Origin of the sequence: Bacillus sp. ISL-18 (assembly GCF_018613415.1) — a bacterium.
In the GTDB taxonomy this organism is placed as follows: Bacteria; Bacillota; Bacilli; order Bacillales; family Cytobacillaceae; genus Neobacillus.
Genome location: NZ_JAGGQG010000011.1, coordinates 103,701 through 119,001 on the forward strand (window position 1 = coordinate 103,701; position 15,301 = coordinate 119,001).

The 15,301-nt window shown below is 39.8% G+C and carries 13 protein-coding genes; all 13 read left to right on the top strand.

Going from position 1 to position 15,301, the window contains the following annotated elements; genetic code table 11:
• Positions 1–6: 6 nt before the first annotated feature.
• The 13 genes from J7E81_RS18170 to J7E81_RS18230 all read left to right on the top strand — a co-directional run bounded on the left by J7E81_RS18170 (position 7) and on the right by J7E81_RS18230 (position 15,275).
• The gene (locus J7E81_RS18170) at positions 7–879 is read left to right on the top strand and encodes a carbohydrate ABC transporter permease (RefSeq protein ID WP_215044600.1); all 873 of its coding nucleotides are present in this window, start codon (positions 7–9) and stop codon (positions 877–879) included.
• A gap of 59 nt (positions 880–938) precedes the next feature.
• Positions 939–2,597 (top strand): ABC transporter substrate-binding protein, encoded by a 1,659-nt coding sequence (locus J7E81_RS18175; protein ID WP_215044602.1) that lies wholly within the window; start codon positions 939–941, stop codon positions 2,595–2,597.
• Positions 2,598–2,782: 185 nt separating this feature from the next.
• Positions 2,783–3,478: a DUF624 domain-containing protein gene (locus J7E81_RS18180; protein WP_215044603.1), complete on the top strand. Its 696-nt coding sequence runs from the start codon at positions 2,783–2,785 to the stop codon at positions 3,476–3,478.
• A 15-nt stretch (positions 3,479–3,493) separates the two neighbouring features.
• Positions 3,494–4,549 carry a mannonate dehydratase gene (gene uxuA, locus J7E81_RS18185; RefSeq protein WP_215044605.1) on the top strand — a complete coding sequence of 352 codons (1,056 nt, stop codon included), beginning with the start codon at positions 3,494–3,496 and terminating at the stop codon, positions 4,547–4,549.
• A gap of 64 nt (positions 4,550–4,613) precedes the next feature.
• A complete protein-coding gene (locus tag J7E81_RS18190; protein WP_215044608.1) occupies positions 4,614–6,716 on the top strand; it encodes an alpha-glucuronidase family glycosyl hydrolase in 2,103 nt (700 codons plus the stop codon).
• 46 nt (positions 6,717–6,762) lie between these two features.
• On the top strand, positions 6,763–8,136 hold the full coding sequence (locus J7E81_RS18195) for an MATE family efflux transporter (RefSeq protein ID WP_215044609.1): 1,374 nt from the start codon (positions 6,763–6,765) through the stop codon (positions 8,134–8,136).
• A 233-nt stretch (positions 8,137–8,369) separates the two neighbouring features.
• A complete protein-coding gene (locus J7E81_RS18200; RefSeq protein ID WP_215044611.1) occupies positions 8,370–9,371 on the top strand; it encodes a Gfo/Idh/MocA family protein in 1,002 nt (333 codons plus the stop codon).
• A 74-nt stretch (positions 9,372–9,445) separates the two neighbouring features.
• Complete coding sequence (locus J7E81_RS18205; RefSeq protein WP_215044613.1) at positions 9,446–10,426, top strand: aldo/keto reductase; 981 nt, start codon at positions 9,446–9,448, stop codon at positions 10,424–10,426.
• A gap of 211 nt (positions 10,427–10,637) precedes the next feature.
• On the top strand, positions 10,638–12,248 hold the full coding sequence (locus tag J7E81_RS18210; protein WP_308162233.1) for a glycoside hydrolase family 43 protein: 1,611 nt from the start codon (positions 10,638–10,640) through the stop codon (positions 12,246–12,248).
• Between the two features lie 28 nt (positions 12,249–12,276).
• Entirely contained in the window at positions 12,277–13,338 is a 1,062-nt protein-coding gene (locus J7E81_RS18215) for an NAD(P)-dependent alcohol dehydrogenase (protein ID WP_215044615.1), read from the top strand.
• 41 nt (positions 13,339–13,379) lie between these two features.
• On the top strand, positions 13,380–13,856 hold the full coding sequence (locus J7E81_RS18220; protein ID WP_215044617.1) for a VOC family protein: 477 nt from the start codon (positions 13,380–13,382) through the stop codon (positions 13,854–13,856).
• 42 nt (positions 13,857–13,898) lie between these two features.
• Complete coding sequence (locus J7E81_RS18225; RefSeq protein ID WP_215044619.1) at positions 13,899–14,594, top strand: SDR family oxidoreductase; 696 nt, start codon at positions 13,899–13,901, stop codon at positions 14,592–14,594.
• 27 nt (positions 14,595–14,621) lie between these two features.
• The gene (locus tag J7E81_RS18230) at positions 14,622–15,275 is read left to right on the top strand and encodes a ThuA domain-containing protein (protein WP_215044621.1); all 654 of its coding nucleotides are present in this window, start codon (positions 14,622–14,624) and stop codon (positions 15,273–15,275) included.
• The last annotated feature ends 26 nt before the right edge of the window (positions 15,276–15,301 follow it).

Genomic DNA, 15,301 nt, shown 5'->3' on the forward strand with positions numbered 1-15,301 from the left:
AGACAAGTGAAGGAAACCATACAGAGCAAAATTTTTAAAGTTATTAATGTGATTATCTTATTATTTGTTGTATACGTGACGCTTTTTCCCTTTCTAAATGTTGTTGCACAGTCGTTTAGTGGTCAAGCCGAAATTAACGCGGGAAAAGTGACCTTGATACCAAAAGGGTTTAACCTTACCACTTATCAAACCATTCTGCATGACAAAACGTTTTGGACTAGCTATCGGAATACGATTATTTATACAGTACTAGGGACGCTGATTTCAATGGTGATGACCACCATGTTTGCTTATGTTTTATCAAAGAAGCGTTTGATGGGACGTAAGTTCTTTACTTCCATGGCTATTTTCACCATGTTTTTTAACGGAGGATTAATACCTAACTATATCCTTATTAAAAACCTTGGGTGGACCAATACAATCTGGGCAATTGTTATCCCTGGCGCAATTAGTATTTTTAATATGTTAATCATGAAATCATTTTTCGAAGCCATGCCAGAGGAATTGGAAGAAGCGGCAGCGATTGACGGGTCGTCTACTTATGGAACCTTTTTAAAAATCATCTTACCGTTATCAAAGCCTATTTTAGCAACGATGGTTCTCTTCTATGCGGTAGGAAGCTGGAATTCATGGTTTGGAGCCTTTCTATATTTGGATAACTCTAACATGTTCCCAGTTACTCTTTACTTGAGAAATCTTTTGGCTGGAGCTACATCGGGTCAATCGGCTGGAGCGACCTCTGCCGATGATTTACAGCAAATTGGCGCTAATATCAAGGCAGTAACCATGGTATTAACAGTATTACCGATTTTAATGGTTTACCCGTTTGTTCAGAAATACTTTGTTTCCGGAATCATGCTTGGATCTGTTAAACAATAACCTGGATGCAACTTAGTTACATAAGTTCATTATAAAAATTAAAAAGTGGGGGAACTTCAATGGCAAAGATTTTAAAAAAGTTAGCTTTTTTAGTTGCAATTGTTACCGCTATCAGCAGCTTATTGGCTGGGTGCAGCAGTGATAAAAGCACTAGCTCAACTGCCTCAACTCCTAAAGATAAGGGAGTTGCCATGTCAGACTATGGCGTTGGAAAAACATTTAAAGCAAGCAAGCCGATTACCTTTACTACGATGTACAATGATGCTGCATGGTATGCGTATAAAAAGGATTGGCTGCTGTGGAATGAAATTACGAAGAGAACCAATGTCACTCTAAAACCAACTGTCGTTCCAATGAGCGATTACGCTCAAAAGAGAAGTTTGTTAATTAGTTCGGGGGATGCCCCATTAATTATCCCTAAAACATATCCTGGTCAGGAAACTCCATTTGTTTCCTCAGGTGCTATCTTACCTATCAGTGATTATGTTAAATACATGCCTAACTACATGGATAAAGTGAAAAAATGGAACTTGCAGCCTGAGATTGATAATTTAAGACAAGCGGATGGTAAATATTATGTACTCCCAGGTTTACACGAAGAGGTTTGGCCAGATTACACACTAGCTGTCAGAACCGATATTTTTGAAAAGAATCACATTGCTATTCCTAAAACATGGGATGAATTTGAAGCAGCTTTGAAAAAGTTAAAAGAAATCTATCCTGATGTTACACCATTCTCTGATCGCTGGAGTACAACCGGTGCAGTCAGTCCACTCGGTGCATTATTACAATATGCAGCTCCTACTTTTGGTACTGTTGGCGGCTGGGGGACCACAAACTATGTGACATTTGACCAAGACAAAAATAAATTTATTTTTGCTGGTGCATCAAAAGAATACAAAGAAATGTTAACTTACTTTAATGGACTTATTAAAGAAGGATTGTTGGACAAAGAGAGCCTATCTCAAAGTGATGATCAGGCGATTCAAAAATTTGTGAACGGCAAGTCATTTGTAATTAGCAGTAACTCTCAAGAAATCGTTACAATGCGTACAAGTATGGACAAAACGTTAGGAGCAGGTAAATATTCCATTGCGAAAATCGACGTACCAGGAGGTCCAAAAGGAAACGTGATTGCTGGATCAAGGCTTGAAAACGGCATCATGATTAGCGCTAAAGCTAAAGATGATCCAAACTTTAAGGCATTGCTGCAATTTATTGACTGGTTCTGGTACAGCGATGAAGGAGAAGAATTAGCTAAGTGGGGCGTTGAAGGAACAACATACAAGAAGGAAAATAGTAAACGCGTTCTTATGCCAGATATTAACTTCCTTGGTCTAAATCCTTCTGGAACGAAAGATTTACGTGTTGACTATGGATTTGGAACTGGTTCATTTGCTTACGGTGGAACTACTGACCTCCTTCAATCCACGATGAGCGATGAAGAAATTAAATTCCAAGATAGTATGCACAAAAATAAGGAGGTATTACCTGTAAATCCCCCTTATCCTATGAGTGCAACCGATCAAGAACAAGCAACACTTATTTCAACACCATTAACGGATACGGTTAAACAAAATACAGCGAAGTTCATTTTAGGTACTCGTCCATTATCTGATTGGAATAGTTACGTATCTGAATTAAAAGCTAAAGGTATGGATAAATATTTAGATATGATTAATAAAGCTTATAAAGATTTCGAAAAGAAAAATAAGTAATTAGTTTAAGGGTTTGGATGACTGCCTGTAATCATTTTCATCTAGCATTGCAGGCAGTTCTCCTATCATGTTACTTAAAAACGAAACGAACAGAAGAGATGGTTGTGGAGAGATAGGTGACTTCTCACGTTCACAACCATTTTTCTCTATTAATGAGAACTAAAAAATGGATGGGTGAATTTTTTATGAAAAAAAGAGAGTTTGGCGAAGGTACCCTTTTTTCAATAACCAATCATGTTTATTGGCTAGTCATGACCAATATTTACTTTGTCATCAGTAACGCCATTTTCCTAATCTTTTTTATGACACTACAACCAACGTTTTCGAATATTACCATTTACTTTCTTGCCCTTATCCTGACAGGACCTTCTATATCAGCCCTTTTTTATTCAATTGGAAAACTAATTAGAGAGAAGGAACTTTCTCCATTAAGAGATTTCTTCCATGGATATAAGATGAATTTTAAAGACACAATGAAGTTTTGGCTGCCGCTGCTTCTCGTCCTATATATCCTTTTTGTCGACCTGCAATACTTTAATTCAAATCCATCCGTGCCTCATCACATTCTATCGGTCATTTTTTTCATAGGTATTTTGATCACAATGATTATCATGATGAATTCATTTTTAATTAATGCAGGTTTTAAATTTAGATTAAAAGATATTTGTAAACTCTCTATTTATTACAGTTTCAAAAAGGTAAAGGTAACCTTTGGAAATATCGGTATCATTATCATTTCGTTATTTCTGACCACGATTACCTCTAATTTTTTCATTGTATTTATGGCCAGCGTTGTGTGTTATGTATTTTTATTAAATAGCAGGGACCTCTTAGAAGATATTAAAGTGAACTTTTGTAAACCGAATGAGAGTGCGAATTAACGGAGGGATATCAGAATGAAGATGGGATTTAGATGGTATGGTGAGGGCAATGATTCCGTAACCCTCAATCATATTAAACAAATACCAGGCGTTGAAACAATCGTTTGGGCCCTTCACGACATGCAGGCCGGCGTGGAATGGCCAATGGATCGAATTTTAGAAGTAAAACGACATGCTGATCAATACGGATTTACGATTGATGTTGTTGAGAGCGTGAATGTACATGAGGATATTAAATTAGGCCTAACCACTCGGGATCAATACATAGAAAACTATAAAAAAACCATTGAAAAACTGGCTAAAGTGGGAGTAAAGGTCATCTGTTATAACTTTATGCCTGTCTTTGACTGGATAAGGACTGATTTATATAAAGCCCATGAAGATGGTTCCACTGCCCTTTTCTATGAAACTGCCAAAGTGAATGATATTGACCCAATGGAATTGGTGAATAAAATTGCCGGGAATCCTGACTTTACCATGCCAGGCTGGGAGCCGGAGCGCTTAGAAAATATTACGAATCTATTTGAAGCTTATAAGAATGTAACAGAAGAAGATTTATTTAATAATTTGCAATACTTCCTTAAAGCTATTATTCCAGTGGCAGAGGAACATGATATCAAAATGGCGATTCATCCGGATGACCCGCCATGGCCGGTATTTGGCTTACCACGGATTGTAACCAACCAGGAAAATATTCGACGAATTTTAAAGCTTGTTGATAGTCCCTATAATGGTGTCACACTATGCAGCGGGGCATTAGGTTCAAGCCGAAGCAACGATGTTGCGGCGATGGTAAGAGAATTTGCCGAACGGATTCCATTTGCCCATGTACGTAATGTGAAAATTTATGATAATGGGGATTTTATTGAAACATCTCACCGGACTGAAGATGGCACCGTGGATATTGTTGGAATCATGAAAGCCTATCATGACAGCGGGTTTAACGGATATATCAGGCCGGATCATGGCAGACATATTTGGGATGAACAATGCCGTCCCGGCTATGGATTGTATGATCGTGCCCTTGGCATTATGTATCTATTAGGGACTTGGGACGCATTTAATCGATAAATAATAGAGTAAATTATCTTCTCTTACTTGGAAATCAGAATATTGAATATGGAGGATAACCATAATGAATAGCACAATCGAAAATACAACAATCGAACAATACAAAGTCACTCATAAAGAAAGTTATGCGGCATGGCTGCAGTACACAAAAATTGATGATGCAGAGTTGGCGGGAGAATATCTAAAATGGGCTGGGAATATTCATAGTCTGGCAGGTTCTGCTGTAGTCGATTCGGCGCTAAATGAACTGAATACTGCGTTTTCTTCTATGCTGGACATTCAACCTCAACTCTCATCGGGAGTCAGTTATAAAAATAGGATTTTATTAGCAACAAAGAAAGAATCTACTATGCTAGACGGTAACATTGACGTTGATTTTGATCAAATCAATGAGGATGGATATATGATCAAATCGGTAGTCACTGATACTAGCAGTACGATTTTTTTGTTAGGGAAAAGAGATGTCGGGGTATTATACGCGGCTTTTCATCTTTTAAGACTAATGCAGAATAGAGAAAAAATAAATAAATTAAACATTGTGGAATCTCCTAAAAATCAATTAAGAATGATTAACCAGTGGGATAACATGGATGGCAGCATTGAACGAGGTTATGCAGGGAAATCCATTTTCTACAAGGACGACGTGTTCTCAGAGGAGTTAAATCGGATTCAGGATTATGCAAGATTGCTATCTTCAGTAGGAATCAACGGCATTTCCATTAATAATGTTAATGTCCATCAAGTCGAAACCAATTTAATTACGAGCAGTTTACTTCCTAAGGTAGCTGAAGTTGCCAGCATATTTAGAGCATATGGTATTAAAACATTCCTTAGTATTAATTATGCGAGTACAATTTCGCTCGGTGATTTGGACACAGCAGATCCATTAGAACCTGAGGTTAAAAGATGGTGGAAAAACAAGGCAGAAGAAATTTATCGCTTTATCCCTGATTTTGGAGGATTTCTCGTAAAAGCAGATTCAGAACACCGTCCTGGACCATTTACTTATAACCGTAACCATGCAGATGGAGCCAATATGCTAGCGGAAGCCTTAGAGCCGTTTGGCGGATTAGTCATCTGGAGATGTTTCGTCTATAACTGCCTTCAAGATTGGCGTGATCGTTCTACAGACCGTGCAAGGGCAGCTTATGACCACTTTAAACCATTAGACGGAAAGTTTCACGAAAATGTAATCTTGCAAATAAAAAATGGTCCAATGGATTTCCAGGTACGTGAGGCAGTATCCCCATTATTTGGTGCCATGCCGCAAACGAACCAGATGATGGAGTTTCAAGTAACGCAGGAATATACAGGGCAGCAGAGGCACCTTTGTTATCTCGTCCCTCAATGGAAGGAAATCCTTGATTTTAAGACATTTGCAAATGGAGACGAATCACCTGTCAAACATATTGTCGACGGATCGGTATACCCATACCGCTATTCAGGTATAGCAGCCGTTTCTAATATCGGAAATGACTATAATTGGACGGGACATCCGTTAGCACAAGCGAACCTATATGGCTATGGGCGTTTAACATGGAATCCAGACCTTGAAGCAGAGACGATTACAAAGGAATGGATTGGTCAAACGTTTGGGCAGGATCAGCTGGTAAACGAGAAAATCAGTCAGATGCTTCTGAAATCATGGGAAATCTATGAACAGTATACCTCACCACTTGGAGTTGGCTGGATGGTAAATCCGCATCATCACTATGGACCGAATGTCGATGGGTATGAATATTCGGTTTGGGGTACCTATCATTTTGCTGACTGCCGTGGTATTGGCGTTGACCGCACCGTAAAAACAGGTACTGGTTACACGGCACAGTATTTTAAAGAGAATGCCGACATGTATGAATCACTAGAAGCCTGTCCGGATGAATTGTTATTGTTTTTCCACCATGTTCCATATACCCATAGGTTAAAATCAGGTATTACAGTGATTCAGCATATTTACAATACTCACTTTGAGGGCGTTCAGGAAGCAGAGCAATTAAAAGAACGATGGACAACATTAGAGGGCAAAATAGATTCCGAACGTTATGAAGATATTTTAAATCGATTGGAAGAACAAGTATCACATTCTAAAGAGTGGCGGGATATCATTAACACTTATTTTTACAGGAAATCAGGCATTGCAGATCAACAAAATAGAAAAATCTATTGAAACAAGGTGTTAATGTTTTCTACCTTCCTATCAAAGGTGGATCTGTATGGGAATTTCAAATAGCCAGGGAGCGGTGCCGCAAATCAGTTTGCTAAGGTTAACATGGCCCATTTTTATTGAACTATTTCTTCAAGTGATTATGGGCAGCACGGACACGATCATGCTGTCCCATATCTCTGATGATGCAGTTGCTGCAGTTGGGGTATCGAATCAACTTATTTTCTTTACCATTCTTATCTTTAATTTTGTTTCAATGGGGACCGCTGTAGTCCTTTCCCAGTATTTAGGTGCGGGTTTACGTGAACAGGCTAAAATTGTAACGACCATGTCAATCAAACTAAATTTCATCATGGGGTTCATTATTAGTATCATCATGGTCATTTTCAAAGGCGAATTTTTGGCATTTTTTCATCTCCCAGAACATCTTGCTGGTTTAGGAAAGCAGTATCTTTCCATTGTTGGCGGAACTCTTTTTATTCAGGCATTATTGCAAACCGTATCTTCCATTTTAAGGGCGAATGGCTACACGCGAGATGCGATGTTTGTGTCTATGTTCATGAATGTGGTTCATTTAGCGATCAATAGTATTTTGATTTTTGGTTTATTGGGATTCCCACAACTGGGTGTGAAAGGGACGGCTATCTCAACTGGAATAAGCAGAACAGCAGCACTATTGGTGATTCTCACGATTATGTATAAAAGGATTCCAATGAATATTAAGTTAAAAGATTACCTAACAAATGATCGTACACAAGTAAAAAAAATCTTAAACATTGGTATTCCGGCTGCTAGTGAGCAACTCTGTTATAACGCCAGTCATTTAGTGATCACGTCGATGATCGCTATTCTAGGTGCTGCCGCCTTAACCACCCGTGTTTATACACAAAGTGTCAATTCTTATATTGTTTTATTTGGCTTGGCCATGGGGCAGGGAACACAGATTTTAATAGGTTATAAGGTAGGTGCCCGTGATTTCGATGGTGCCTATCGCCAATTATTAAATAGTCTAAAATACAGCTTTATCCTCACCTTTACGGTTGCTGTATTTATTTGTTTCTTCCGGGAATCTCTCCTGTCAATTTTTACGGATAATAAAGAGATTATTTCTATGGGAAGCAAATTATTATTGTTTTGCTTCATTTTGGAGCCCGGCCGAACGTTTAACCTAGTCGTCATTAGTTCACTAAGAGCAGCTGGTGATACTACCATATCCGTTAAAATGGCCGTTATCTCGATGTGGGGGATTTGTGTGCCGCTGGCTTACTTCTTAGGAATTCATCTTGGATTTGGACTGCCGGGTTTTTGGATCGCTTTTATTGTAGATGAGTGGGTTAGAGGGATTACCATGTTCTTTAGATGGAAAAGCAGGGCATGGGAAAAAAAAGTCTTGGTTCAAAATCAAGTTTCACCAACTGCCTAAAAATGAATGATTGAAAAATTTTCATCGTCTATAAAGGCGGGGATGTTTTATGGATATTGGTGAAAAATTAATGAAAAAGAGAGAGATTAGAAGGAACATGTTAGGACATGAAGAATATATAAGCTTAGTCCCCTTGTATTGCTTGGTAGAGACAGGTCAAAAAAATCTATTTTTTTATACACTTAATTCGGTCGTCCAACAAACATGCTGGTTGGTGAATAGGAGGAAATTAAATGAAAGAGAAGCTGCGCTGGGGAGTCTTAGGATGCGCCAATATTGCCATCCATTCTGTTATTCCAGCTATTAAAAACTCTGAATCTAGTGTGGTGATTGCGATTGCCAGCCGGCGATTAGAGAAAGCAAGGTCGACTGCTGCTGAATTAGGCATCGAGCGAGCATACGATAGTTATGATGCACTTTTGCAAGATCCTGATATCGACGCGGTTTACATTCCACTGCCAAATCATTTGCATAAAGAATGGACCATAAAAGCCGCAAAAGCGGGTAAGCATGTTTTATGTGAAAAGCCGCTTGCGCTAAATCAGGAAGAAGCTAGAGAGATGGTTACGGCATGCAAAGAGTCGGGGGTCAAATTAGGCGAAGCATTTATGTACCGTTATCACCCTCGATATGAACGTATTAAGGAAATTTTAAATTCTGGAGAAATAGGAACCATCCGCGGACTGCATGGGAGCTTTACCTTTAATAATGCCGCAGACAAAAACAATGTCCGCTATCGTGCTGAATGGGGCGGGGGATCCATTTACGATGTCGGCTGTTATCCGATAAGTGCCGCACGATATTTGTTGGAGCGGGAACCCGAAGCGGTTACGGTACAAGCTTTTTACTCACCAGAACATGACGATGTTGACATGATGGTTTCCGGCTTAATGGAATTCCCTGAAAATATTGGAGTTACCTTTATGTGCGGCATGTGGGCTCATTTTCAAAACACCCTTCAAATTGTAGGGACTAAAGGAAAAATAGATATTCCAAACGCCTTTATCGTGAATTCCGATTTAGGGGGGGATTTTAAAGTTACCGTTGATGGGGAAACACGAACCGAACCAAGTAAGGAACTAAATCAGTATACCATCCAGGTGGATGAATTTGCCCAAAGTATTATTGACGGTACATCGCCCCGTTTTCCATCAGAAGATGCTATCAGTAATATGAAAGTCATCGATGCGTGTTTATTATCCGCAAAAAATAAACAACGTGTGGCACTTACTTAAAACCAGAATTTTATTCTTAAGGGAGATAACAAAAATAGTAAACCATTAAGCTTTTATTTAAGGAGGAATCACACTTGGAATATTCTACATTGGGAAGAACAGGATTGAAAGTTAGCCGCCTATGTCTTGGAACCATGAATTTTGGTGTAGATACAGAAGAAAAAGAAGCATTTCGCATCATGGATGCGGCGTTGGATGCAGGAATTAACTTTTTTGACACAGCTAATGTATACGGCTGGGGCGAAAATGCAGGAAGAACAGAGGAAATTATTGGACGCTGGTTTGCTCAGGGAGGCGGCCGCAGGGAGAGAGTAGTCCTTGCCACAAAAGTTTATGGAGAGATGCACAATCCGCTAGAGGATCCAAACAATACTCCTGGATTATCTGCATTTAAGATTCGCCGGCACTTGGAGGATTCACTGCGCCGTCTTCAAACCGATCATATTGAACTCTATCAAATGCACCATGTTGACTGGAAAGTCAGTTGGGCTGAAATTTGGGGAGCATTTGAGTTGACGGTTCAGCAAGGAAAAGCCGGATATATAGGGGCAAGCAATTTTTCGGGGTGGAAACTAATGGAGGCGCAAAAAGAAGCTGAATCACGCCATTTCCTCGGGCTGGTTTCTGAACAGCATAAATACAATTTAAATTGCCGTCTTCCGGAATTGGAAGTTTTACCTGCCGCACAGCATTTAGGGATTGGAGTGATTCCTTGGAGCCCGCTTGATGGTGGATTGTTGGGTGGGAATGCTTTAAAGAAGCAGTCTGGCACAAGAAGCGGCAGAGACGCTGCTAGAATCGAAAAGCACAGAATTCAATTAGAACAATTTTCTGGTCTTTGCAGAGAACTGGAAGTAAGAGAAGATACAGTGGCGTTAGCATGGCTGCTTGCAAATCCTGCAGTAACTGCGCCTATTATTGGCTGCCGCACAATGGAGCAGTTTGAGCAATCACTCCGCGCAGTTGAAGTAGTATTGAATGAGGAAGTATTGAACCGTGTAGACGAAATATTCCCTGGACCCGGAGGACGGGCACCAGAAGCATACGCTTGGTAATCATTGATAAGAAATACAAGGGATAGAAGGGAGCTTTTAATGGGCCGTGTTAAAAGCTGTGCTTAATCCATCTTTTGTACATGGTCCATTCATAGGTTATATTTTTTAAAGAACTTAGTTTGTCGAATGCGCAAACAAAGTAGACGGTGATATAATGAAATTAGTTTTTTTTAATAAACGCAGTGATTAATCAACTTAGGAGGAGATTGTTGTGCCTTTCGTTATGAATCCGATTTTGCCAGGGTTCAACCCGGATCCTTCCATTGTAAGAGTCGAAGATGATTATTATATTTCCACTTCCACTTTTGAATGGTTTCCGGGCGTACAAATTCATCATTCACGAGATTTAAAGAATTGGAGATTACTAACCCATCCATTAACACGTAAAAGTCAACTGGACATGCTTGGAAATCCCGATTCTGGAGGAGCATGGGCTCCATGCTTGAGCTATGATAATGGAACATTTTACTTAATCTACACAGATGTGAAAAGTCATATTGGACCATTTAAGGATACTCACAACTATCTCATTTCGGCTGACGATATTATGGGCCCATGGTCCGAACCCGTTTATTTAAACAGCAGCGGGTTTGATCCATCTCTATATCATGATGATGATGGGAGAAAATGGCTTGTCAATATGGTGTGGGATCACCGAAAAAATAAAAATTCATTTGGCGGCATCTTACTTCAGGAATATTCCCCAGAGGAGAAGAAATTAGTTGGACCGATTCATAATATCTTTAAAGGGACAAAGTTAGGCTTAACAGAAGCGCCTCATGTATATAAGCACAATGACTATTATTATTTGATGACTGCTGAAGGCGGAACAAGATATGAGCATTCGGTCACAGTGGCACGCTCCACATCATTATTCGGCCCCTATGAGGTAGACCCAACAGGACCGATTTTGACTTCGTCCGGCAAACCGGAGCTTGAACTTCAAAAGGCGGGGCATGCCAGCATTGTCCATACACAAGATAATGAGCTGTATTTAGTTCATCTAACAGGACGCCCTCTAAAGCCTTCGATGAACTGTAATCTTGGCAGGGAAACAGCGATTCAAAAAGGAGTTTGGACGGAAGATGGATGGCTCAGGCTTGCCAATGGAACTACTAGTCCGGATCCAAAAGTGGAACTTCCTTCTTTACCTGAAGCCCCTTTTGAAAAAGAACCAGAAACCGATTATTTCGATGAGGAAGAACTAAGTATTCATTTTAGTTCCCTTCGAGTACCATTTACGGAAGAATGGGTTTCCGTTACTGAAAGACCAGGTTATTTAAGATTAAAAGGAAGAGAATCGTTTAGTTCTTCACATCGACAAAGCTTGATCGCCCGCAGACAGCAGGCCTTTTCGGTAACAGCTGAGACCGTTGTGGAATTTGAACCGGAAACTTTCCAGCAGATGGCCGGACTTGTCTACTATTACAACAGTCGAAATTTCTATTATCTATGGATTAGTCATGACGAAGAGCTAGGCAAATGCATTGGCATTATGGCGAATGACCAAGGGGTATATACAGAGCCGCTTGACACTCCAATCTCAATAGAAGGTTGGAACCAGGTGTTCTTAAAAGCCGATTTTCATTATGAAGAACTGCAATTCTTCTTTTCTGAAGACGGTATGAATTGGACTAAAATTGGTCCAGTCTTAGATGCAAGCAAAATATCGGATGATCATGTGGAACTAAAAAAGGGTGGTACCTTACTCGACCAGGGTTTCACAGGCGCCTTTATTGGCCTATGTGCCCAAGATTTAAGCGGCAGGAAAAAACATGCTGATTTTGACTATTTTACCTACCGTGAAAGAGATGAAAACTAAACTCACTTCTGAGAAAGGAAATAAGAATATGACAACAGGTTTAATGGACGCGGCAGTGATGGCAAAGCCGTTGGATATTGAAGTCAAACAAATCAGTATACCAGAACCAAAGGAAGATGAAGCCTTAATTATAGTCTATTGTATTGGTGTTTGTGGTTCAGATGTCCATTATTATGAACATGGAAAAATTGGCCGTTATGTGGTAAAAGAGCCTATCATTCTAGGACATGAATTAGCCGGGGAAGTGGTAAAGATAGGAGATTCTGTTAACAATGTATCCGTGGGCGACCGAGTAGCAGTAGAGCCCGGGGTAACTTGTGGCAGATGTGATTATTGTAAGTCGGGAAGATACAACTTATGCCCTGATGTTGTGTTTTTGGCCACACCGCCAGTGGATGGTGCTTGGGCTGAATATATCACGATTCGAAGCGATATGCTGTTTAAATTGCCAGATACCATGAGTTATGAGGAAGGTGCTTTGCTTGAGCCGCTGTCAGTAGGCTTTCATGCGATGAAACGTGGAAAGGTGACACAAGCAGATCGCGTATTTATTAGCGGACTTGGTCCGATTGGCTTACTAGCCATTCAGGCAGCTAAAATGTTTGGAGTTACGGAGATTTATGCAAGTGATGTGGTTCCTTTTCGTAGAGAACTTGCTTTGGAAATGGGAGTATCGGATGTGATTGATCCGCTTAATGAAAACGTGAAAGAGCGGCTTGAAGAACTAACGGCTGGAAAAGGTATTACCGTAGTGGTGGAATCATCGGGTAATCAGCGGGCTATTTCGGATACCGTAAAAATGGTTAATCGGGGCGGCAGAATTGTTTTTGTAGGAATGCCAACGACGAACGAGATTCCCCTGGACATTAATCAATTAATTGATGGAGAAATTGATGTTTACGGTCTTTTCCGCTATGCAAACACCTATCCTGCGGCCATTCAGGCGTTAGGTAAATCTGATTGCGATATTGAAAAAGTGATTACTCATAAGTATGCGCTAAGTGATATCAAGGAAGCCGTGGAGAGGGCTAGAACACAAAAAGACACCAGTATCAAGATTATGATCTACCCAGATAAGAAAAATGTATAGGCTGATGTCATCAATTTAACTATCTGAAATGAGGGGATTTTATGGCAAAAAATGATCAAGCAACAGAGAAAAATATACTTGGTACGAATGTAATTGCTCAAATTGGAATTCTTGTTCATGATATTGAAAAAACCAGTCAAGCATATGCGGATTTCTTTGGTGTGGAAAATCCGGGCTGGAATCTTACTGACACGGTGGATAAAGCCGCAACTGAATATAACGGGAATTCAACCGAAGCACGTGCTAAACTTGCCTTCTTTGATATGGGTTCACTTCAATTAGAACTAATTGAACCAGACCAGCATCCAAGTACATGGAGAGAATATCTCGATGAGCATGGTGAAGGTCCGCATCATATTGCTTTCATTATAAAAGGAATGAAAGAAAAAATTACTTTAATGGAAAGAAACCAAATGCCATTAATGCAAAAGGGCGAGTACACCGGCGGAAGGTATGCATATATGGATACCTTTAAGAATTTGAAAATAATTTTAGAGCTATTAGAAAATGACAATTAAACAAGAGACTTTCTTCTAAATTTCATAGGCTGGTGATTGAATATGAGGATTTTGGTTACAGGCGCCAACCGAGGCTTAGGATTAGCGCTCGCTAAATTAGGGGCAGAAAAAGGACATCATATTGTTGCAGGAGTTAGAGATCCTGAACAAAGAAGAGAAAAATTATCTAATCTTGAATTCTCAAAGTCTATTACGATTGTTCCATTAGATGTGACAAAGGAAGATTCTGTTAGACAAGCTGCCAATTTTGTAAAAGAGCAGTTTGGAACCATTGACGCTATTATTAATAATGCTGGAATCCTGTTGGGACGGGATCAACAAATAGAAGACTTAGACCTGGACCAAGTTCAAGTTTCTTTTGATATCAATCTGTTTGGTCCAATGAGAGTCAGCAAACATTTCCTTCCTTTGATGTTATTGGGCGACGGTTCATCGATTATCAATATTTCTTCTGAAGCGGGAAGTATTGAAAACGCTTATGGCGGAGATTATGCTTACGCTGCATCAAAAACAGCGCTAAATATGTTTTCTCAACAATTGAGTAAATATGTGAATGGGAAAAATATTCAGGTTTACGCTGTTCATCCTGGATGGATCCGGACCGATATGGGTGGAATAAATGCCCCAGGAAATCCGGATGAAACAGCAAAGGGAATTTTTAATCTTATTGAAAAAAGACCGGCAGTTGAAAGCAAATATGTCTTCATTGATTATAAAGGAAACCCTATGCCTATTTAATTAATCAAATGATGTGAGGGATAACGAATGGTTAAATTGCTGGCTATTTTAGGAGATTATTATCACCCGGCAGAGTGGGCTAAAGAGTGTCTTGAGGAGGCGATTCGATCCACTTTTGAACGTGAAGATGTTCAACTCGTCTTTGGTTCCTATGAAACATTAATAGATGAGCTCTTAGATCAGCCAGATGGAGTGATTCTTTTTAAGGAGAATCGCTTAAATCCTAACGATGAAATAGTGGAGAATTGGCTGACCGAAGAACTTGATTCGGAGATTACTAGGTATGTATCTAATGGCGGAGGCTGGTTGGCTTGGCACTCTGGATTAGCATCCTATTTCTCTGAAAGCGGCTACACCAAGATGTTAAGAGGATCTTTTCTTTATCATCCGGAAAAGCACCAGATCGTAAAGTATTCTACTGTAGAAAAAGATTCATTCCTTCCTGGTCCATCTTACTTTGAATTTCCGGATGAACATTATTTCGTCCAGTGTGATGAGGCGAATACCAATGTCTTTTTACAAGCGGAATCTATTGATGGTCAAGCTGTGGCGGGGTGGTCACATTCTTTTGGAGAAGGAAGGGTATGTTGTTTAACACCCGCTCACACTAAACAGGGTCTGATGAATCAAGAGTTTTTGAACATTTTAGGAAGCTGTATCAATTGGATTGGCTCTAAGTAAGGTGCAAAAATTTGTTGAAAAGTGAC